Raw genomic sequence first — 19,000 nt, forward strand, 5'->3', positions numbered from 1 at the left:
GTGTTACCGGGGCGGGTTGCTGGACCAGCCGTTGTCGCCTTGGCCGGGCTGTCCGGACCAGTTGGTCGCGCCGTACGACGCGGGGTGCGGCTCGTTGGTCTGGGCCGGCGGGGTCTGACCACTTCCGGCGTACGGGCCGTTGGCGGTCTGCGTGCCAGTTGCGGGCGTTGTGCCGTTGTTGGCCGACGTGGTCGGGCCGGTGGACGTTACGCCGCGCTCGAACAGGCGCTGCAGGGCCTGGGCCGCCATCTCGCGACCACCGAGGCCGAACGCAAGACCCATCGCGAGGGCCGCGCCGGCGAGCACGATCAGCAGCGTGTTACCGGTCAGCTGGACCGCGATACCGAGCTGGGTCAGCGCGGCGAAGGCGGCGTAGATCAGGACCGCGTACCGGCCGACCTTGGCCAGGGTCTCGTTACCCGTCGCGCCACGGATCACCGCGGCCAGGAAGTTCGCGAACAACGCGGCCAGGCAGATGATCACGATCGCGGCGAAGATGCGCGGGATGTAGCCGAGCATCGTGCTCATGAAGGCCGAGATCTCCGGCACGCCGAGCGCCGAGGCGAACATCGTGAAGCTGATCAGGAACACGAACCAGAAGACGACCTTGCCGAGCATCGCCGAGGCCGTCAGACCGGTACCGGATCGCTGCAGTACGCCGGATACGCCGGCCCGATCCATCCAGTGGTCGAAGCCGACCTTGCCGAGCAGCCTGCCGATCAGGTTGCCGAGAATCTTCGCGACGAAATAGCCGACGACCAGAATGACGATGCCGCCGAGCAGGTTGGGGATGAACGACAAAAGCTTGCCGAAGGCATCTTCGAAGGGCTGGGTGAAGTCGATCGCTAACGCCGACATCGGGCTTCCTCTCCAGGATGGGCCCGTCTGCCGTCGCCGCGCACAGCAACATCACGCGACCCCGGCCACGGGCGGGTGCAGTGGTGTCTGCTGGCCCCGTGCCCGTCACCCTGAGTCCCAAACGTGTCACCTTCCGCAAGCTCATTGCTAAAGGCAAGCACTTCGGTTGAGCGCGCGCTCAAGCCCGCCTTGAGCGCTCGCTCAGACCCGGCACTCGGGACGGGTCAGGTGATTTGAGAGGCTGACGCCATGACCGATGTCGTGATCCGCCCCGCCACCGTTGCCGACGTACCGGCCATCGTCGCCATGCTCGCCGAGGACGAGATCGGCGCCCTGCGCGAATCCCCCGGCGACCTCGCGCCATACCTGCGCGCCTTCGCCGATATCGATGCCGACGGCAACCAGGTGCTGGTGGTCGCGGAACGGGACGGCGAACTGGTCGGCACGCTACAGCTGACGATCATCCCGGGCATGTCCCGCAAGGGCGCCAAACGCGCCCTGGTCGAGGGCGTCCGGGTCGGCGCGGCGGCCCGCGGCCTGGGCCTCGGCACCACCCTGATGGAGTGGTCGATCGACGAGGCCCGGCGACGCGAGTGCCACATCATCCAGCTCACCTCGGACAAGGCCCGCCTGGACGCGCATCGCTTCTACGACCGGCTCGGTTTCGCCGCCAGCCATGAGGGTTTCAAGCTGCAGCTGGTTTAGGAGACACGCTTGGCCGGTGCGACGAAGGTGTTGCACTTGGCTGGGTTCGGATTCTTGAAGGCACCGCTCTCCCAGTACCAGTGGTTGGCCTTCGAGCCGTGATCCCGGACCTTCTTGGGGTCGTACTCGTCGCCGCTGTGCCGGCTCAGGGTCTCCCACTCGGCCAGCTTCCGTCCGGTGAGCTCGAACGACTGCTTGTTCGCGCCGAGGAAGAGCGCGCTGAGGCAGGAGGCCTGGAGCTCCAACCGGCGGTTCTCCTCGAGCTTGGCGGCCTCGGTCTTGGCCCAGCCCTCGCGGGACGCCGACGAGATCAGGATGTTGGTCAGCAACTGCACGTGATGCCCGTACTCATGGGCCATCGTGCTCATCATGTCGACGCGTGCCCAGAGCTGGTCCTGCTTGTACGACTTGACGTCGTCCTGCCACCGCATGTTGATCGACTCGTCCGAGCCGCAGTAGAACGCGGTGGTGGTCTCGCCGGTGCAATCCGACTTGGGCTTGCCGTTGTCGTAGACGACGAGCTTCGGCGCCCGGAACGGATAGCCGGCCTTGCGCACGACCGGCGCCCAGAACTTGTTCAGGCACGGCAACATCTGCTGGTAGTACTTCAGCACGGCCTGTTTCGTGGTCGGTTTGACCGAAGGCTCCTGGCAGCCCATCGAGGCGAGCCGACCGGCCTGGTAGAGCTTGTTCTCCTTTACCCGTTGCCAATCCGGCACCGTCTTCGCTGTGACCGTCACCGTCGGCCGGGGCGCGGGCACCGGCGCTGGCGCCTCCTTCGGCCGGAGCGACGGGCTGACCAACGGACTGCTGACGTTGTCCATAGAGTCAACCACGCGGATGCTCGCGACAACGCCGCCTGCGAGGGCTACCAGTGCCAGTGCGGAGAAGACCGCGATCATCGGGATAGAGAATCGCCTGGCCGGCATAACCGGCTCATGCGCGCCGTACTGCGCACCGGGCCGTGGGAACGGCTGAGTCGCGTCAACGCTCTGACGGCGTAGACCGTCATCCCCGACGGGCTGGCCGCCCGTACTGCTCCCAAGCTGCTGCGTCCCGGCCCAACCGAATGAACCCGACGACGTACTCAGCGGCTTGATGTCGGCCTTAGGCGTGCTGACCGGCTGAATGCTGCCACTGACTCTCAGAGGCTCTGTACTTGGCGACTTGCCGGCAGAGATCGGCTTGACGGGAGTCGTCGGCTCAGCGGTCTCGCCCGCACCACCGGGCAGGAAGTGACCGGGTTTCGGCATGGACTCGTTGTCCGGCATTACACTCCCGCGCGGGTCTGGGTGGGCGGCCCGACGAGAGGTCATCCCCTCACCGCTGTGCCTGCGAACCGGATTTCCTCACACGGCTCACCGGCAGATCTTACGGTCTCGATAGCTCAACCAACCAGCCTCGATTTGGACTAACTCGATTGCGGTCGGCCCGTCCGCCGCGCTTGGGTAGGCCGGTGGCTTCACTCGAAGACTTGAACCGGCCCGAATACCCGCGCTCCTCGACGTACGACGCTCAGTGGCTGATCGACGCGGACATGGGACCGCATCCGCTGTGGCTGCTGGAGGATCTCGCGCGGGACCTCGACCTGCGGCCCGGGATGCGGGTGCTCGACCTGGGCTCGGGCAAGGGTGCCACCTCGGTCTTCCTCGCCCGCGAGTACGGCGTACAGGTGTGGGCCGTCGATTTGTGGGTCTCGCCGGATGAGGCGGCCGCGACGTTCGAGGCCCAGGGCGTCGCGGACCAGGTCACCGCGCTCCAGGCCGAGGCGCACGCCTTGCCGTTCGCGGCCGGCACCTTCGACGCGATCGTCTGCATCGACGCCTACGAATACTTCGGTACGGCGGACGGCTATCTCACGTACCTGACGAAATTCCTCAAGCCTGGCGGGCAATTGGGGATCGCGACGCCGGCGATGACAACGGAGATCCGCGAGCTCGGGCACATACCCGCGCATATCAAGCAGTGCGTCGGCTGGGAGGCCATCGCCTGGCACACCGCCGACTGGTGGCGATTCCAGTGGGCCATCACGGAGTTGGTCGACGTCACGTCGGCTCGGCTGCAGGAATCGGGCTGGCAGGACTGGCTGTTGTGGTCCCAGGTCTGCGCCGGGCACACGGGTCAGCCATCGAGCACGATCGCCATGCTGACGGCGGATCAGGGCGAATACCTGAGCTTCGCACTGGTCACCGCTCGCAAGGTGTGAATCCCGGCCGGCTGGCGGGGTCGGCCGGGACTCAGGGGCGGCGGTGGTTGCGTTTACGGCGCCGGGCGCGCGCGCTCGCCATCACGATCGCGGTACCCGGCTCGGCATCCCCCGGCCTTGTTCGGGTGGTCAGTTCGGCGGTACGGGCCGTCAGATCGACGACCTGGTCGTTGCGGCAGCTGGCCGAGCCCGGCGTCGGTTCGTCCTGGTGCCGAACGAGTTCCCGCACCGGTGCGAGCTCACGGTCGAGCACGATCCGGCGCTGTTCGATCTCCTGACCGAGCCGGAACGCCTGCTCGAACTGCTCCGAGGTCTCGTCGATGCGAACCAGCACCCGGCGGACGCACCAGATCGCGACGACCAGCAGGGCAAGCGTGCCCAGTCTTGACTGTGGAAGCGTGAGGTCGACGGTCAGCCCAATGCCGGCGAGTGCCAGCAGGCCCCGGTCGAACCACCGGTTCCGTCTCCGTTTCTCCATCGTTTACCTGTTCCCCTGCGTGGTTGCTGTGGACGGACAGGCCACCGGGTGAATGCCGGGCAGGGGATGGACGACAGGGACCCGGGAAGCGGGGTTGATCGGGGTGGAAAATACTCTCTGCTCGAAGTGTCCTACATCACAAGTTCGTTACGCAATGGGATCGCTTGATTGCTCCAAGTAACGATTTCAACTTGCGTTCCGCCGCGGTCACTTCACCGGCCAATTGCTGGCGCAGCATCCGTGTCGCGGCCGTGTTGATGAGCTCTCCGGACGCCAGCCGGCGGTCCACCGCGACCAGGTTTTCGCAGTGGAAACGCAACTCCCGCTTGGCGATGTAGATCTCCGGCGACGTCCACGCCTCGACCGGAATCTGGCGCTCGCGGTGATGACCGGCGAGGTCGATCGCGACACCGTCGTCGATGTCCAGGCCGAGGGTTTCACCGGCGGCGAGCAGAACGGTCCCCTCACTGACGCGCAGGCCGCGAGCCAGGCCCCGAATGGTCCGGGGCGCGGGCAGCACGGCCAGGTCCGACAGATGTCTGAGCCCCGCGAGATCGGGCTCACCTCCGCAATCGGCGGCGAGCTGCGCCAGGGTTCTGTCTCCGAGATTTCTTCGGACGAGCTCAGCGAGGTCCATGTCGCCTACCTTCTCCAGACTCAGGCGGAAGAGTCCGGGCCCTGTCGTCTGCTATATCGCTGTCCGCTATGGCCTGGCTACCCTGAGGCAGGTCACATTTCGGCAACGACGCTTAGGTGAGGCTGCCCTGAGTCCTAACTGGACGCTTTTTCCGAAGCTTTCCCGGCAGCCTGCACCTCGGCCAGCTTCTGCTGGGCCTGCTCGACCGCGTCCACGAAGCGCCGGCGCTGCTGGCGCAGCTCCTTGCTCTGCGACCGCGGCGGCCCGAAATGCCGATCGAAACCGACCAGGCTCTCCTGGTGGAATCGCAGCTCGCGCTCGGCGATGAACAACTCCGGCGATCGGCCGTCCCGCAGCAGCCGGGTGGCCTGCCGCTGCTGCTCGATCCGGCCGGCCAGAATGCCGCGCGAGGCCTCGGCTGCCGCGAGCAACGTCTTCAGGGTCTCGATCTCCTCGGTGACCTTCTCCAGCGCATGCTCCACATCGAGCACGGGCATCTCGGCCACCAGCTCCTGCTGCGTCTTGGTCGACGCCGAGGTTTCGCCGAGGGTGTCGTAGATGCGCTCGATCGGCCAGCCCAGCGACTCGGCGACGCGGGCCAAGGTGGCGTCGCCGACCGGCTCGCCGCGCTCGAGACCGAGCAACATCCGGGTCGAACGCCCGACCCGCGCAGACCACTCGCGGCTCTCGCCGTACCCGGCCTTCACCCGGGCAGCACGGACCAGGCGCCCAAGGCGCTGCCAGCCATGCGAGTCGTAGTCGTGCATCCCCCCAGCATGCCGGAGGCAACGGGAAGAGTCGAGAAGGAGGAAGGAAGAGAAACTTCCTGATTTCCTCTTGATCCTTCCTCCGAAACTGCTTAGTCTCGATAGCAGACCGCCGGAACTCCGGCGGGATGCGCATCTACGACAGGGCCTCCCTGCATCCCTCGTCCTCAGTGGTTGTCGCCGGAAGGTCGTCGAGTGGCTGCGGTGTCCAGGTGGGTGCATCGCAAGGCGGAGAAGGAGCCTCGATGCTTTTCCATCGTGGCTTCTTCTCCAACGCCGCGAGGCGCCCGCCTGGACACCGCAGACGCCGACGAACTTCCGGCGACAACCACTAACGGCGCCGTTCTAGGCGCGGACACCCTGCCGGTCGCTCGGGGATCGAGCGCGACCAAGGAGTATCTGATGGACAAGGTGGGTTTCCTCAGCAGCGTGGTGATCACCCTCGGCACCCTCTTCGTGGCGGTGCTGACCCGGCGGTCGGCGAAGGACCAGACAGCGGTCCGCGGTTTCGCCGATCTGAACAAGGCCCTGCAGGAACAGGTCGACCGGCAAGGCGCCCGGATCGAATCCCTCGAGCAGTCCGAGGCGAAGTGGCGCCGGCTCGTGCGCACCCACGAGATGTGGGACGACGAGGTGCTCGACAAACTGCGCACCCTGACCGGCGGCGAGGCCCTGCCGGAATCGCCACCGCTCGACCGCTACTGAGATCTGGTGGCACCTGCCGGGCACCGGGTTGGGTCGCCGGTGACATGCTGGGGCCATGAGCTGGGCAATTTACGCATTGCGGACCGCCGGGGGCGCACGCCGCCTGGACGACATCTCCGACGAATACGCGCCGCCTTCCCTGGGCACCGCCGAACAGGTGGTCGAGCGGATCCGGGAAGCGGCACCGGAGGTCGACACCAGCAATCCGAAATGGCTGCGCATCGACGGTCCGGACCACTCGGTGGAGGTCTCGATCGGCAAGGGCGTGCACGTGCACGACATCACCTTCTACCTCAACGGCGGCGACCGCTCGGTCGCCGTCGTTCTGGCAGTGGCCGAACACCTCGGCGTGATGCCCTACGACACCGAATCCGGCGACATGCTGACCGAGTTCTCGAAGCCGCCGGTGCCGCCGCCCCTGGACGACGACGAGCTCAACATGGGCAAGCGCAAGTGGTGGCAGTTCTACAAACGCTGACTGTGGTCAGGCGGGTTTGACGCCGACGAGCACGCCGACCTTGTCGATCCGGTGCTCGGGATTGTCGAACTCGTCTTTCCAGAAGTTCCCCGCCGCGTGGTCCTCGATCGTCGCGCAGGTGGACAGCGTGATCATCGCCTTCGTCGCCGTCCTCCCCGGGAACCCGGGCACCGGCGCCGACTGCCGCGCCAAATCCGCCGGCTTGCGGAACGAGATCCACATGGTCTGACTGATCACATAGTCGTACGTCGAACCGCCCGCCGTCACGTAGACGTGATCCCCATTCCGCAACGACGGCAACTCCCGGAACGGCCCACCCGCGCTCAACCGATGCGCCGTCACCAGGTAGTTCCCGATATCGCCCGCGCCGACTCCGCCCTTGGCCCCTTGCGGATTCGCGGCTATGCCCTTGCTCTGGATCTTCGTACCCGGCCCGTCATCCGCCGTCCCCTGGTACGGCGTAACCCGCAACCCCGCCACGCCAATTCGCGGAATCGCCATCACCGCGGGCGCGGTATTCGGCCTCGCCGCACTAGCCCGTCCATCCCCCGTCTTCTGCTTCGAGGGTTGACTCGAGGGCTGCTCCGGCGGTCGCGTCGTGGGCGTCTTGGGCGCGCCCGACGTGGCAGGCCGCGTCGTCGTCGTACCGGACTGTCCGCCAAGCGAGTCAGTCGTGTCGCTGCACCCCAGCAGCGCGGCAGCACCCACCACCGCGACCACCAAAAACGGCCCAACGCCCATGCCAAAGACTAGCTCCACATCCCAAAACCTCGTCGTCAGTTTTATGTCGGTGGTGGTGGTTACGGTTTCGGCATGGAGAGCGTGGAGTTGGGGCGAAGTGGGGTGCGGGTTACCCGGCTGGGGCTTGGGCTGGCCTCGATCGGCGGGTTGTTCTCACCCGTGCCGACCGAGCAGGCTGTCGCGACGATCGAGCGTGCTTGGGAGTTGGGCATTCGCCTGTTCGATACCGCGCCGGTCTACGGTTACGGCCGATCCGAGCATCGTGCTGGTGTTGCCCTAGGCAACAAATTTCGCGATGAGTTCGTGCTGTGCAGCAAGGTCGGGCGGTTGATCGAGCGCGACGGTCCCGACACCCAGGCGATCTGGGCCGATCCACCGCCCGGCTTCGGCCCACGCCTCGACTACTCCTTCGCCGGCGTGATGCGTTCGGTGGAGCAAAGCCTGGATCGGCTCGGCCTCGACCGCATCGACGTACTGCACATCCACGACCCCGATCTCGACTTCGAGCGGGCCTCGACCGAAGCCTTCAAAGCCCTTGCCCAGTTACGTTCCGAGGGCACGATCCGCGCGGTATCGCTCGGCGTCAACCATGCCGACGTCGCGGCCCGTTTCCTCCGCGTCCACGGCGCCGACGGTCCGGATATCGTCCTCCTCGCCGGCCGCTACACCCTGCTGGACCGGACTGGCGCCGACGAACTGCTTCCCCTCTGCGAGAGCCTCGGCGTCTCTGTCCTCGCCGCTGGCGTCTTCCAAAGCGGCGTGCTGCTTGATCCGACCCCCGGCGCCCCGCATGGCTATCGCGAAATCCCACCCGAGCTCAGCAACCGCATCACCGACCTACGCCGCCTCTGCGACCTGTACGACGTGCCGCTGCCGGCCGCCGCCATGCAGTTTCCCCTGACCCATCCAGCCATACCGGCCATCCTGGTCGGCGCCCGAACCCCAGCCGAGATCACCGAAACCAGCACCCTCCTAACGCACCCCATCCCACCCGACTTCTGGCACTCCCTCCCTTCCTGGGGCAGGTGAGGGCCTGGCCTGCTTGCTCAGGCAGAGGCTTGGAACTTGGTCAGGTAGGTGTCGGCCAGCAGGCGCGCCGCCTCCTTGGCCTCCTCCGGTGTGGTCCAGCGGCCGACGGTCAGCCGCAGAGCAGCGCTGGCGCGGTCATGAACGAGACCCATCGCGATGAGTACCGCAGAGGGAATGTCCAGGCCTTCATGGCAGGCGGAGCCGGTGGCGGCGGCGACATGCGGGGTCGCGGCGAGAAGAGCTTTACCGTCGGCTCCAGCGAGGCTGACGTTCAGCGTATTGGGGAGGCGGTCGACGGGATGTCCGTTGAGTTGGACAGCGCCGGGCAGGAGTCGGTCGAGTTCGCGATGGAGTGTGTCTCGGGTGGAGGCCAGTCGGTTGGCGCTGCTGGGTAGGTCCGTGGTGGCGATTGCTGCGGCGGCGCCGAGAGCGACGATGAGGGCCACGCTCTCGGTGCCGGCCCGCAGGCCTTGTTCCTGGCTTGCACCGTGGATGATCGGCACGATCGATGTGCCGGTGCGGACATAGAGGGCGCCGACGCCTTTGGGGGCGTACATCTTATGACCAACGACCGTCAGTAGGTCGACTCCGAGTTCGGTGACATCGAGTGGGGCTTTGCCTGCAACCTGGGCGGCGTCGGTGTGCATGAGTGCACCGTGGCGGTGGGCGATCGCAGCAAGCTCGGGTACGGGTTGCAGTGTTCCGGTCTCGCCATTGGCTGTCATGACCGACACCAGGACGGTGTTATCGGTAATGGCCGCCCGCAGGTCGGCGGGATCGACCCGACCGAACTCATCGACAGGCAACTGGGTGACGGTGAACCCTTCGGCGGTGAGGCTTCGGCACGCTTCCAGTACCGCGGGGTGCTCGGTGACCTGGGTGATGACCTGGTCACCGTGGTCGCGGGCAGCAAGTGCCGCGCCGCGGATGGCGAGCGTGTCGGCTTCGGAACCACCGCCGGTGAACACGATCTCGCCCGGTGTGGCGCCGATGAGATCGGCTACTTGACGGCGTGCTTCGGCGACGGCGGCGCGTGGTTTAGCGGCATAGGCGTGGCTGCTGGAGGGGTTGCCGAAGTGGTGGGTCAGGTAGGGCAACGCGGCGTCGATGACACGTGGGTCGATGGGTGTGGTGGCGTTGTGGTCGAGGTAGATCGGGCCATCGGTGAGGGCTGGATGGGTCATCGGTTACTCCTGGGGTGGGTTTCGTACATCCGGGCGGCCACGACCAGGCCGGAGACGGCCGTGAGTGCGGCGACTGTCCAGACGGCGGCGGGGATTCCCCACAGGTCGGCGACCACTCCGGCCAGGAGGGCGCCGACCGCGAAGCCGCCGTCGCGCCAGAGCCGGTACACACCGACGGATCGGGCGCGCCAGGTGGGATGCGCGACGTCGCCGATCGCCGCGAGCAGGGTCGGGTAAACCATCGCGGTCCCTAGCCCTAGCAACGTGACTGCGATGGCCCACGCCGTGAGGCTGGTGCCGAGAGCAACGAGTGCCAGTGCGATGGCCTGGACGAGCATCCCGGTCGTGATCAGCCACTTGCGGCCGACGCGGTCGGACAAGGTCCCGGTGACGAGCTGAGCCAAACCCCACACCGCGGGGTACAGCGCGCCGAGGAGCCCGATCCGGGCGACGCTCAAGCCGTGGCCGGCGAACAGGATCGGGAACAAACCCCACGCTAGGCCGTCATTGAGGTTGTTCACCAATCCTGCCTGCGATGCCGATGACAGCGCGGGCTCCTTGAAACTGGTCAGGGTGAAAACCCTGCCAGTACTGAGGCCGCCGTCCGCCGTGCCCGCCTCGTGGTGGGCGTGGCCGCGGGTCTCCTTGACCGCGAAGACGGACAGCCCGAGCCCCAGTGCGGCATAGGCCGCGCCGAGCAGGAACGGTGCCGGCCGGAGCCCATGGGCGCCGGCCAGGTAGCCGGTGGCCATCGCGGTGCCGGCGACTGCCAGGTACCCGGAGGCTTCGTTCAGGCCCATCGCCAGCCCTCGGCGGGCCGGGCCTACGAGATCGATCTTCATGATCACGGTCGTCGACCAGGTCAGCCCCTGGTTGATGCCGAGCAGGACATTGGCGGCGATCACCCAGCCCCAGTTCGGGGCCAAGATCAGCAGCAGCGGCACCGGCAGCCCGATCAGCCAACCGGCGACCAGGACGGGTTTGCGCCCAAAGCGATCCGACCAGGTGCCGGCGAAGAAGTTCGTTGCTGCTTTGACCGCACCGAAGGCGAGGATGAAGGTGAGGGCGCTGGTGTAGGCGTCCAGGTGGAAGGTCTGTTCGGCCAACAGCGGCAGCACAATCCGTTCCTGACCGAGCATGCCGCCGACCAGAGCATTGACCGCGACCAGCAGCACGAACTGGGCGAGATTGACCCGCAGTCCCAGGCGCGGGACCGCAGTTGTCATGCCAGTGCCTGACCGCTCGAGTCGGCCCAGTCGTGTGGCCCACCGTCGAGTACACCGGCCGGGGCTTGGCCGGCGCGTTCGAGAATGCTGGCCGCGGTCATGGCGCGTTCGCCGTGACCACACATCACCACGACCGGACCGGTGACGTCGACGGCCTGTGCGGGCAGGGCGCCAAGTTCGATGTGGCTCGCCCCGGGGATGTGCCCGCTGTGGAACTCGCTGTCCTGGCGCACGTCCAGCATCGCGGCCCCTGTCACTTGATCGGGCCTCAGCAGCGGTGTCGAGGTGGTCGGCCCTTGCCATGCCGCGAGACCGCCGGCGAGTTCACCGGCGGGCGGAGCGAAGCCGATCTTCACTGCCTGCCAGACCAGGTCGGCCAGGTCCTGCTCTGGGTTGCGGACCACGATGTACGGCGTGGCCGGATCGAGCAGCCATCCGAGCCACGACGCGAACTGCGCTCGCAGCGGGATCGACACAGCGCCAGGGATGTGGCCGGCGGCGAAGTCGCGCACTGGCCGCACGTCGACCAGTACTGCTCCGCCCGCCAGCAGGGATTCGATGCGTCGCTCGTCCATCCCCGGAACGATCGGGTCGGTCGCGATGGTGCGGCCGCGGCGGTTCAGCTCGGCCAGTCGCAGGAAGTACGGCGGGAAACTCCCTAGCCCGGCCAGCAACTGCGCTACGAAGGCGTCCTCATCTGGAGCGGCGAGCAACGCATTCGTCGCTTTCTCCCGGCCGATCGTGGTGACCCGCTCGCCGCCGGTCGGTGCAGAGCAGAACGATCCGGCCCCGTGAGTCGGCCACACCGGCGTCCGATCGGGCAGTTCGGCGAGCCGTCGCAGCGACCGGTACTGCGCCCGAGTCAGTTCCTCGGTCTGCTCGGCACCCGCCAGGTCGGTGCGGGCGGCACCGCCGACGATCAGTGACCCGCCGGTGAACACACCGAGCAGCGAGGAACCGTCAAGCAGCTGGAACGCCAAATGCTCCCCGGTGTGCCCGGGCGTCGCGAGTGCCCGCAACGTCAACCCACCTAGATCCACCTCGTCGCAGTCGGTCAGCCCGGTGTGGGCGAACTCCCGCCGGCCGGCGGCCGAGGCCAGCACCCGGGCGCCCTCGGTCGCGGCCAACTGCACTGCGCCGGACATGAAGTCCGCGTGCAGGTGCGTATCCGCCGCGAACGCCACCGTCAACCCATGCCGATCCGCCGTGGCACGCAGGGCTCGCAGGTCCAGGCACGGATCCACGGCGACCGCCCGGCCGTCGCCCAGATCAACGAGGTACGACGAGTTGCCCAGTCCGTCGTCCACGACCGGAATGATCATCTTGCTTGTTTCAACGGCCACTCCTACACTATTCCATGAATCTTTGGAGGACTGTCAATGGGTTATCTGGTGGCCAAGGCGGCACTGTTCGAGCAGTTCGCGCAGGTCGGCAAGGCGCTCGGCAGCGCCAAGCGCCTCGAGTTGCTTGATCTGCTGGCCCAGGGCGAGCGGTCGGTCGAAGTGCTCGCGGGCCGGGCCGGCCTGGGGCTGACCACCGCATCCAATCACCTGCAGTTGCTGCGGCAGGCCGGACTGGTGGTCACTCGCAAGGAAGGCACGAAGGTCTACTACCGGCTGGCCGGAACTGATGTGGCCGCGCTGTGGGCGCAGCTGCGCGACGTCGCCTCGGCGCATCTGGCGGAGGTGGACCGGTCCCGTCGCGCGTATCTGGGCGACGATGACGTTGCCGAGGTGACCCGAGACGAGTTGCTGCGTCGACTGGAAGCCGGTGAAATCACGGTCGTCGATGTCCGCCCCAGCGAGGAATACACCGCGGGCCATATCCCCGGCGCGGTGTCGATCCCCCTCGACGAGCTCGCCGACCGGCTGGCCGAACTCCCCGCCGGTACGACGATCGTGGCGTACTGCCGCGGCCCGTACTGCGTGATGGCCAACGAAGCCGTGCGCATTCTCACCGCCAAGGGGCTGTCCGCGGCGCGCCTGAACGACGGGATGCTCGAGTGGCGTCTGGCCGAACTCCCGGTCGCGAGTTGACGGCAGGGAGGCGTGGTGGGCATCGACGAGACTCTGAAGCGGGTGCGTTCGGGCTTACCGCGACTGCACCCCGCGGAGGCGTACGCAGCCAGCGATGACGAGGACACGTACATCGTCGACACGCGGCCTGAATTCCAGCGACGTGCAGCCGGGGAGATCGCCGGGGCAATCGTCATCGAACGGAATCACCTCGAGTGGCGCCTCGACCCCAGCTGCGATGCCCGGATCCCCGAAGCCATCAACGCGGACATCCGTTGGATCGTCCTGTGCGAGGGCGGCTACTCCTCAAGCCTCGCAGCCGATTCACTGCGCCAGATCGGCCTTCACCGCAGTACCGATGTCATCGGCGGCTTCAACGCCTGGCGAGCCGCAGGCCTGCCGATCACTCGACCCGACCCCGCCTCGCAACCCAGGTCCGGCGGCGAGGGCCCGGGCAGCTGAGCCGAGATTACGTGAGGTCTATCCGGGTGGTGTGCCACAGTCCGGTCACTGCAACGACGAGCCCGTAGACGGCCAGCACTACGCCGCCTTGCCAGGGTTGGAGGAAGTCCTGGTCGGTAAGGGTGATCTGGGTCAGGGCACTGGCCGACGGACCCGGCAGATACACGGTCCAGTCATGCAGGGCTGGGATGCGGGTGACGATCGGTTCGGCGACAAACAGGTAGACCAGTAGACCGACCACGGCGGCGACCTGGTCGCGCAGCATCGCACCCAGGCCCACGCCCAGTACGGCGAAAGCGGTGACCGCGGCGATGACACCGGCCAAGGTTGCGGGGATCCCGTTGCCGACAAGCGTCGGGTCGATATCGCGCGCGTTCAGCCACGGCCACGCGATCGCGGTGACGACGGCGATACAGGCCATGCCGTAGGCGGCGCCGACCAGGGCGTAGGTGATCAGCTTCGCGACCACCACGCGTGAGCGGTGGGGCGTGGTCAGGAAGGTCGTGGTGGCAGTGCGGTGACGGTACTCGGCGGTGATTCCGATCGCCGCCAAAACCGCGACGAGGGTCTGCGCTCCGCCGGCTGCCGTGCCGAACAGCAACCGCTGACCCGCTGCGGTCGCCAGGGGCGGAGCGAGGGTGTCGGGGTCGTCGTTGAAGGCGATGTTCAGGCTCGCGAACAGCGCGGTCAACGCCATGGTGGCCAGCAGCAGCCAGAGCCACAGCCGGGTGGACAGGAGTTTGGCGAACTCGCCGCGAACCAGCCGGATCATCAGAGTCCCACCTCCGAAGCGTTGCTGCCTGTCTGGTCCCGGCTGCCGGCGCCGGAGGTCAAGGTGAAGAACAGCCGTTCCAGGTCACCGTCTCGTTCGGCCAGCCACTGCAGTTCGACGCCCGCAGTGAACGCGGCACGCCCCACCGCCGCCGCGTCCAGGCCGCTGACCAGCAGCCGCCCGCTGTCGTCGTGGTCGACGCTTACGCCTTCGTGGTCGGCGAGTACGGCGCGAAGCGCGTCGGACCGACTGGCGCGGACCTCGACCACCACCCCTTGCGTGCCGGCCAGCCCTGCCACCGGCCCCTGGAAGCGCAGCTGGCCGCCGTCGATGATCACGACATGGTCAACCAGTTGCTGCATCTCGGTCAGGACATGGCTGGACACCAGCACCGTGCGCCCCTGGCCGGCCAGCTCACGCAGCAGTCGCCGCATCCACACGATCCCTTCGGGGTCCAACCCGTTAGCCGGCTCGTCGAGCACCAGCACCTGAGGGTCGCCCAGCATTGCGACGGCCAGCGCGAGCCGCTGCCGCATCCCTAGTGAGTAGCCGCCGATACGGCGACCGCCGGCCGCGGCCAGCCCGACCAGTTCGAGAACCTCTTCGGCTCGTTGCGGCGCAAGGCCGTTGACAGCGCAGTACACCTGCAGGTGAGCTCGACCAGTGCGGGCCGGATGGAAGCCCGAGGCATCGAGCGCGGCCCCGACCACAGTGGAGGGTTCGGGAATGTCGCGGTAGGTGAGGCCCGCGATGGTGGCGGCGCCCCGGTCGGGGCGGATCAGACCGAGCAGCATCCGCAGCGTAGTGGTCTTCCCAGCTCCGTTCGGTCCAAGGAAGCCGGTGACCGCGCCGGGCTCGACGCTGAACGTCAAGTCGTCGACCGCTCGCACGGCGCCGAACGACTTCGACAAGCCGCGCACCTCAATTCCCGCTGCGGTGCCCCGGCTTGGATGGCCTTCGCCTGCCCCGACCTCGGCGAGGCTAGGCGACAGCTGTCTGCTCATGGCGACTACGATGAACTGTTAACAGGCAAGTGTCAACACTGCTGTAAACAGTTCGAAGGGATGAACTATGACCAAGCCAGGCGAGGGCAAGCTGCTGAAGCGGCCCGAGCGGCGTCGCGCACTGATCCAAGCCGCGGCGCGCGCCTTCGCCCGAGGCGGCTACGCCGCTACCAACCTGGACGACGTCGCGACCGAAGCCGGCGTCAGCCGGGTGCTCATCTACCGGCATTTCGAGTCCAAGACCGAGCTGTACGAGGCCGTGCTGGCTGATGTCAGCGACCAACTGCGCACCGCCACCGGCCATCCGCACCACACAACCACGAACAGCCTCGAAGGGCTGGTCTTCGCAGCGCAGGACAACCCCGATGGGTTCCGTCTCTTCTTCCGCCAATCCGGCCAGGAACCGGAGTTCCGCCGGCACGCCGACGAACTGCGCGCGGCGATGAAAGCCACCGCTCAGCCGTATCTGGAGCAAGTCATCCACGACGAAGCCCGCCTGCGATGGGCATCCGACCTGATCCCGACCATTGCGGTCGAAGCTGTCATTGCCTGGCTCGACGCCGGGTGCCCGTCGCCAGAGACCGCCGCCGACACCATCACGCACATCATCGGCAGTGCGGTCACCGCTATCGCGTCACCTGCCGGCGACCAGCACAGCTAGTGTCCTGCGCCGGAGGACACTAGGGAGCAGCCGTGGTGAGGCCGCGCGGCTCGGCGGCGACCCGAAGGAGACCCGCTGCTGGTGGCAGCATGCGGCGTATGGGTGTTGGGATGGCGGGGTTGGCCGCAGGGGTGCGCGAGGCCGTGGCCGGGAGTCTTGGGGTGGGGACGGCGCCTGGGGCGGTGTTGGCGGTCAGCCGGGGTGGGGAGACGTGGGTGGAGGCGGTTGGGCGGGCGTCGGTTGGTGGGGCGCCGATGCCGGATGACGCGGTGATGCGGATCAGCTCGATGACGAAACCGCTGGTCGCCGTACTGACTTTGATGCTGGCTGAGGACGGCGTACTCGCGCTGGCCGATCCGGTCGAACGTTGGCTGCCCGAGTTGGCGGATCGCCAGGTGGTACGACGGCTCGACGGGCCTCTTACCGATACCGAGCCGGCCGGGCGGAGCATCACCGTCGAGGACTTGCTGACGATGCGGATGGGATTCGGTTTCGCGTTCGAGGTCGAGGGCTGTCCGGCCGCGGAGGCCGCCGCGGCGCGTGGGCTCGGGATGGGACCGCCGCTGCCTTCGGCCATCACGCATAGCCCGGACGAGTGGCTCGCGCGATTCGCCGAACTGCCGTTGATGGATCAGCCGGGACGGACTTGGCGGTACGACGTCGCGTTCGCCGTGTTGGGTGTGCTGCTGGCGCGTGCCGGGCAGGCGTCGTTGCCCGAGCTGATGCGGACTCGCGTCCTGGCGCCGCTTGGAATGACCAGCACCGGGTTCGTCGTACCGGATGACGCGCGGCTGGTTCCGTCGTACGTCTCGGACGGCGCGGGTGCACTGGTCCTGTTCGATCCGGTGGAGGGCAGCGAATGGCGCGAGCCGCCGGTGTTTCCGCATGCGGGTGGTGGGATGGTGTCGACGGCTGCGGATTACCTGCAGTTCGGCGAGTTCATGCTTGCCAGGGGCGCGGGGTTGCTCGGCGAGGAGTCGATCCGGGCGATGACGACCGATCAGTTGACGCCCGAGCAGCGCGCCGGCGGCCCGGCCGGGATCTTCCTCGATGGGGACGGCTGGGGGTACGGGGTGTCGGTGAACGCGAAGCGGTACGGCTGGGGCGGCGGCCTCGGCACCAGCTGGTACGCGTATCCCGAGCACGATCTCACCGCTGTACTGCTGACCCAGATGATGCCACCATCCGAGTCGGTGGCGACCGCTTTCTGGTCCACGATCGAGGCTGAGCTCTGAGCCGAATTGACCTGGTGGGGCTGGACACTGGACCTCGTTAGGGAGGTGGGGGCGGGTGTCAGACGAGATTCCGCGGGCGGAGCCGAAGGTCGAGGCGGTGTTCGCGCCTGGGCTGCCGACGACGGTGCGGAAGTTGTACGGGGACGATCCGGCCGATTTCACGCCTGCCGGTAGCCCCGCGCCGACGAAGCAGTCCGGCATCGAGGCCGAACGCGGCGTTCAGTCGGCCGCGTTCGGCTTCTTCGCGGTCGTGGCCGTCGGTCTCTGGTTTGCGTCGCGGTGGTTCTTCGAGCTGTTTCTGCCGCACGCGGTCGTGCTGGGTCTCTCGATCGTTATCGGCATCGCCGAGGGGCTGTTCCTGCTGTGTGCCTTCTTCGCGGTGAGCGACGAGACCGTGGGCCGGAAGGTCGCGCGCGAGCACCACGGGGAGTACCTGCTGCCGGAGGACTTCGACGGCGTGGCGCAGCCGTTGATGATTCGCGCCCAGGAGGCGGTCAAGGCCGTGCGGGCCGCCGCGGTGACCAAGGCGGGATTGCTGGACGACATCGAGCACGAGGTCGTACTGCCCGAACAACTCTGGGATATCGGCCTGCTCCTGCACCGGCAATCGGTCCTGCGCGAGCGGTTGCGGGAGGTGCGCGGCGGGGTCGATCACCCGTCGGTGTTCGCAGTGCTGCAACCGCAACGCGACGCCTTGGACCAGTCGGTCGCCGCCGCGGTCAACAAGGTCGAAGCGCTCGAGCGGTACGCCGCCAAGGTCCGCGACGCCGACGGTGCGTTGCTGGCGCAGGGCGTGATGCGGGAGGCGTTGCGGGATAGCGACAAGTACCTGGAGTTGCTGGCCGCGACTGGGACCGCCGCGGACACGAGTCTGATTGACGACCTCGGCGAGGACGCGTCGAAGGTGACGGACATGCTGACCCAGAGCATCGCCGAGGTACGCGACACCGGCCTCGAACTGGTCCGCCCCACCGACAGCATGCGACCGACCGACGAGGACCGGGCCTAGGGCTTTAGGCCTCAGGTGCGGCGGTGATGATGACGTAGTCGGCGGTCATCTGGAAGGCGAGTGGGTCTTCGTTGACCTCGTTGATGCGTTCGGTGATCAACGCCTCCAGGCCGGCCAGCTTGGCCTCGCCGTCGGGCAACGCGGACAGCGCCGCCGTACCCCCGATCGCCATCGGGTGGCGGCCCTGTTCGCTGGTGAACTCGTCGATCGAGGCCGCGGTGAAGATCAGCTTCGCCGGCGTCACCTCGCCTTTGAAGCCGTGCTCGGCGAAGACCGGGCCGAGATCGTCCGGGTGATGCCAGCGGAACCCCTGCTCCGGCTCGGGCCCGCCCAGGGCGGTTCGCATGTACTCGAAGATGGCGCCGTTGAACCGGTGCAGCGGACCGGTCGGCGTCCACGCGCTGAAGACGATCCGCCCGCCCGGCGCCGTCACGCGGACGCACTCGCGGATCGCGGCCGCCGGATCCGGCGCGAAGATCATCCCGAAGACGGAGATCACCGCATCCGCCGAACCATCCGCCATCGGCAACGCGGCCGCGTCACCCTTCACGAACCGCACCTGCTCGGCGAATCGATCGCGGACCCGCTCGGTACCGACGGCCAGCAACCGCTCGGCCGGGTCGACTCCGGTCACGACCGCACCACGCTCGGCGGCCGCGATGGACGCGTTGCCCGTGCCACAACCGACATCGACGACGACTTCACCGACCTCCAGCTCGGCGGCATCCACCACCGCCCCCGCGGCCGGCGCCAGCCTTGCCGCGGTCAACTCGTACTCCCCCAAGCCCCAGTCAAGCTCCATGCGACAACCCCCGATCAGCGTTCACC

General features: G+C 67.5%; 22 protein-coding genes. 10 read left to right on the top strand and 12 right to left on the bottom strand.

The features are described from left to right. Positions 1–3: 3 nt before the first annotated feature. Complete coding sequence (locus OG394_RS19555; RefSeq protein ID WP_328988415.1) at positions 4–858, bottom strand: mechanosensitive ion channel family protein; 855 nt, start codon at positions 856–858, stop codon at positions 4–6. 249 nt (positions 859–1,107) lie between these two features. Here OG394_RS19555 and OG394_RS19560 point away from each other — a divergent pair, with 249 nt between their 5' ends. Continuing rightward, positions 1,108–1,563, top strand: coding sequence for a GNAT family N-acetyltransferase (locus OG394_RS19560; protein ID WP_328988416.1), 456 nt, complete (start codon positions 1,108–1,110; stop codon positions 1,561–1,563). Here OG394_RS19560 and OG394_RS19565 read toward each other — a convergent pair. Further along, on the bottom strand, positions 1,560–2,816 hold the full coding sequence (locus OG394_RS19565) for a neutral zinc metallopeptidase (protein ID WP_328988417.1): 1,257 nt from the start codon (positions 2,814–2,816) through the stop codon (positions 1,560–1,562). The genes OG394_RS19560 and OG394_RS19565 overlap by 4 nt on opposite strands. A 203-nt stretch (positions 2,817–3,019) precedes the next feature. On the opposite strand from OG394_RS19565, the gene OG394_RS19570 reads away from it, so the two are divergent. Next, positions 3,020–3,769, top strand: a complete 750-nt coding sequence (locus OG394_RS19570) for an SAM-dependent methyltransferase (protein ID WP_328988418.1) — start codon at positions 3,020–3,022, stop codon at positions 3,767–3,769. Between the two features lie 31 nt (positions 3,770–3,800). Here OG394_RS19570 and OG394_RS19575 read toward each other — a convergent pair whose 3' ends face one another. The 3 genes from OG394_RS19575 to OG394_RS19585 all read right to left on the bottom strand — a co-directional run bounded on the left by OG394_RS19575 (position 3,801) and on the right by OG394_RS19585 (position 5,651). Continuing rightward, on the bottom strand, positions 3,801–4,247 hold the full coding sequence (locus tag OG394_RS19575; RefSeq protein WP_328988419.1) for a hypothetical protein: 447 nt from the start codon (positions 4,245–4,247) through the stop codon (positions 3,801–3,803). Between the two features lie 136 nt (positions 4,248–4,383). Then, a complete protein-coding gene (locus tag OG394_RS19580) occupies positions 4,384–4,884 on the bottom strand; it encodes a hypothetical protein (protein WP_328988420.1) in 501 nt (166 codons plus the stop codon). Between the two features lie 134 nt (positions 4,885–5,018). Beyond that, the gene (locus OG394_RS19585; RefSeq protein ID WP_328988421.1) at positions 5,019–5,651 is read right to left on the bottom strand and encodes a hypothetical protein; all 633 of its coding nucleotides are present in this window, start codon (positions 5,649–5,651) and stop codon (positions 5,019–5,021) included. Positions 5,652–5,909: 258 nt separating this feature from the next. On the opposite strand from OG394_RS19585, the gene OG394_RS19590 reads away from it, so the two are divergent. Both OG394_RS19590 and OG394_RS19595 read left to right on the top strand, forming a co-directional pair. After that, positions 5,910–6,356: a hypothetical protein gene (locus OG394_RS19590; protein WP_328988422.1), complete on the top strand. Its 447-nt coding sequence runs from the start codon at positions 5,910–5,912 to the stop codon at positions 6,354–6,356. 55 nt (positions 6,357–6,411) lie between these two features. Continuing rightward, positions 6,412–6,834, top strand: coding sequence for a hypothetical protein (locus OG394_RS19595; protein ID WP_328988423.1), 423 nt, complete (start codon positions 6,412–6,414; stop codon positions 6,832–6,834). Positions 6,835–6,840: 6 nt separating this feature from the next. Here the strand turns inward: OG394_RS19595 and OG394_RS19600 are convergent, their stop codons facing one another. Continuing rightward, positions 6,841–7,593, bottom strand: coding sequence for a class E sortase (locus tag OG394_RS19600; protein WP_328988425.1), 753 nt, complete (start codon positions 7,591–7,593; stop codon positions 6,841–6,843). 54 nt (positions 7,594–7,647) lie between these two features. Here OG394_RS19600 and OG394_RS19605 point away from each other — a divergent pair, with 54 nt between their 5' ends. Further along, positions 7,648–8,604 carry an aldo/keto reductase gene (locus tag OG394_RS19605; protein ID WP_328988426.1) on the top strand — a complete coding sequence of 319 codons (957 nt, stop codon included), beginning with the start codon at positions 7,648–7,650 and terminating at the stop codon, positions 8,602–8,604. A 17-nt stretch (positions 8,605–8,621) separates the two neighbouring features. Here OG394_RS19605 and OG394_RS19610 read toward each other — a convergent pair whose 3' ends face one another. From OG394_RS19610 to OG394_RS19620, 3 genes are read right to left on the bottom strand one after another with little or no spacing between them, the layout of a single operon-like run. Beyond that, on the bottom strand, positions 8,622–9,788 hold the full coding sequence (locus OG394_RS19610; RefSeq protein ID WP_328988427.1) for a cysteine desulfurase family protein: 1,167 nt from the start codon (positions 9,786–9,788) through the stop codon (positions 8,622–8,624). Beyond that, positions 9,785–11,014 (bottom strand): MFS transporter, encoded by a 1,230-nt coding sequence (locus OG394_RS19615; RefSeq protein ID WP_328988429.1) that lies wholly within the window; start codon positions 11,012–11,014, stop codon positions 9,785–9,787. The genes OG394_RS19610 and OG394_RS19615 overlap by 4 nt, the downstream gene beginning before the upstream one ends. Next, entirely contained in the window at positions 11,011–12,357 is a 1,347-nt protein-coding gene (locus OG394_RS19620) for an MBL fold metallo-hydrolase (RefSeq protein WP_328988430.1), read from the bottom strand. The genes OG394_RS19615 and OG394_RS19620 overlap by 4 nt, the downstream gene beginning before the upstream one ends. Positions 12,358–12,393: 36 nt before the next feature. On the opposite strand from OG394_RS19620, the gene OG394_RS19625 reads away from it, so the two are divergent. Next, positions 12,394–13,050, top strand: a complete 657-nt coding sequence (locus OG394_RS19625; RefSeq protein WP_328988431.1) for an ArsR/SmtB family transcription factor — start codon at positions 12,394–12,396, stop codon at positions 13,048–13,050. Positions 13,051–13,065: 15 nt separating this feature from the next. Next, positions 13,066–13,491 (top strand): rhodanese-like domain-containing protein, encoded by a 426-nt coding sequence (locus OG394_RS19630; RefSeq protein WP_328988432.1) that lies wholly within the window; start codon positions 13,066–13,068, stop codon positions 13,489–13,491. A gap of 7 nt (positions 13,492–13,498) precedes the next feature. Here the strand turns inward: OG394_RS19630 and OG394_RS19635 are convergent, their stop codons facing one another. Both OG394_RS19635 and OG394_RS19640 read right to left on the bottom strand, forming a co-directional pair. Beyond that, a complete protein-coding gene (locus OG394_RS19635; protein ID WP_328988433.1) occupies positions 13,499–14,263 on the bottom strand; it encodes a hypothetical protein in 765 nt (254 codons plus the stop codon). Next, entirely contained in the window at positions 14,263–15,267 is a 1,005-nt protein-coding gene (locus tag OG394_RS19640; protein ID WP_328988434.1) for an ABC transporter ATP-binding protein, read from the bottom strand. Before OG394_RS19640 ends, OG394_RS19635 begins: the two co-directional genes overlap by 1 nt. Positions 15,268–15,334: 67 nt before the next feature. On the opposite strand from OG394_RS19640, the gene OG394_RS19645 reads away from it, so the two are divergent. The 3 genes from OG394_RS19645 (at position 15,335) to OG394_RS19655 (ending at position 18,172) form a co-directional block, all read left to right on the top strand. Beyond that, on the top strand, positions 15,335–15,928 hold the full coding sequence (locus tag OG394_RS19645) for a TetR/AcrR family transcriptional regulator (RefSeq protein WP_328988435.1): 594 nt from the start codon (positions 15,335–15,337) through the stop codon (positions 15,926–15,928). Positions 15,929–16,026: 98 nt separating this feature from the next. Then, on the top strand, positions 16,027–17,163 hold the full coding sequence (locus OG394_RS19650; RefSeq protein ID WP_328988436.1) for a serine hydrolase domain-containing protein: 1,137 nt from the start codon (positions 16,027–16,029) through the stop codon (positions 17,161–17,163). Positions 17,164–17,218: 55 nt separating this feature from the next. Next, positions 17,219–18,172 carry a hypothetical protein gene (locus tag OG394_RS19655; protein ID WP_328988437.1) on the top strand — a complete coding sequence of 318 codons (954 nt, stop codon included), beginning with the start codon at positions 17,219–17,221 and terminating at the stop codon, positions 18,170–18,172. Positions 18,173–18,176: 4 nt separating this feature from the next. Here OG394_RS19655 and OG394_RS19660 read toward each other — a convergent pair whose 3' ends face one another. Next, positions 18,177–18,974, bottom strand: coding sequence for a class I SAM-dependent methyltransferase (locus OG394_RS19660; protein ID WP_328988438.1), 798 nt, complete (start codon positions 18,972–18,974; stop codon positions 18,177–18,179). Positions 18,975–19,000 lie beyond the last annotated feature (26 nt).

Origin of the sequence: Kribbella sp. NBC_01245, assembly GCF_036226525.1 — a bacterium.
Classification (GTDB): Bacteria; Actinomycetota; Actinomycetes; order Propionibacteriales; family Kribbellaceae; genus Kribbella.

Bases quoted from the DNA above. Each gene is read 5' to 3' on its own strand.
- OG394_RS19605 (WP_328988426.1), top strand. From the start codon at position 7,648: ATGGAGAGCGTGGAGTTGGGGCGAAGTGGGGTGCGGGTTACCCGGCTG.
- OG394_RS19645 (WP_328988435.1), top strand. From the start codon at position 15,335: ATGACCAAGCCAGGCGAGGGCAAGCTGCTGAAGCGGCCCGAGCGGCGT.
- OG394_RS19615 (WP_328988429.1), bottom strand. From the start codon at position 11,014: ATGACAACTGCGGTCCCGCGCCTGGGACTGCGGGTCAATCTCGCCCAG.
- OG394_RS19565 (WP_328988417.1), bottom strand. From the start codon at position 2,816: ATGCCGAAACCCGGTCACTTCCTGCCCGGTGGTGCGGGCGAGACCGCT.
- OG394_RS19575 (WP_328988419.1), bottom strand. From the start codon at position 4,247: ATGGAGAAACGGAGACGGAACCGGTGGTTCGACCGGGGCCTGCTGGCA.
- OG394_RS19635 (WP_328988433.1), bottom strand. From the start codon at position 14,263: ATGATCCGGCTGGTTCGCGGCGAGTTCGCCAAACTCCTGTCCACCCGG.
- OG394_RS19660 (WP_328988438.1), bottom strand. From the start codon at position 18,974: ATGGAGCTTGACTGGGGCTTGGGGGAGTACGAGTTGACCGCGGCAAGG.
- OG394_RS19640 (WP_328988434.1), bottom strand. From the start codon at position 15,267: ATGAGCAGACAGCTGTCGCCTAGCCTCGCCGAGGTCGGGGCAGGCGAA.
- OG394_RS19555 (WP_328988415.1), bottom strand. From the start codon at position 858: ATGTCGGCGTTAGCGATCGACTTCACCCAGCCCTTCGAAGATGCCTTC.
- OG394_RS19625 (WP_328988431.1), top strand. From the start codon at position 12,394: ATGGGTTATCTGGTGGCCAAGGCGGCACTGTTCGAGCAGTTCGCGCAG.
- OG394_RS19650 (WP_328988436.1), top strand. From the start codon at position 16,027: ATGGGTGTTGGGATGGCGGGGTTGGCCGCAGGGGTGCGCGAGGCCGTG.
- OG394_RS19610 (WP_328988427.1), bottom strand. From the start codon at position 9,788: ATGACCCATCCAGCCCTCACCGATGGCCCGATCTACCTCGACCACAAC.
- OG394_RS19595 (WP_328988423.1), top strand. From the start codon at position 6,412: ATGAGCTGGGCAATTTACGCATTGCGGACCGCCGGGGGCGCACGCCGC.
- OG394_RS19580 (WP_328988420.1), bottom strand. From the start codon at position 4,884: ATGGACCTCGCTGAGCTCGTCCGAAGAAATCTCGGAGACAGAACCCTG.
- OG394_RS19560 (WP_328988416.1), top strand. From the start codon at position 1,108: ATGACCGATGTCGTGATCCGCCCCGCCACCGTTGCCGACGTACCGGCC.
- OG394_RS19585 (WP_328988421.1), bottom strand. From the start codon at position 5,651: ATGCACGACTACGACTCGCATGGCTGGCAGCGCCTTGGGCGCCTGGTC.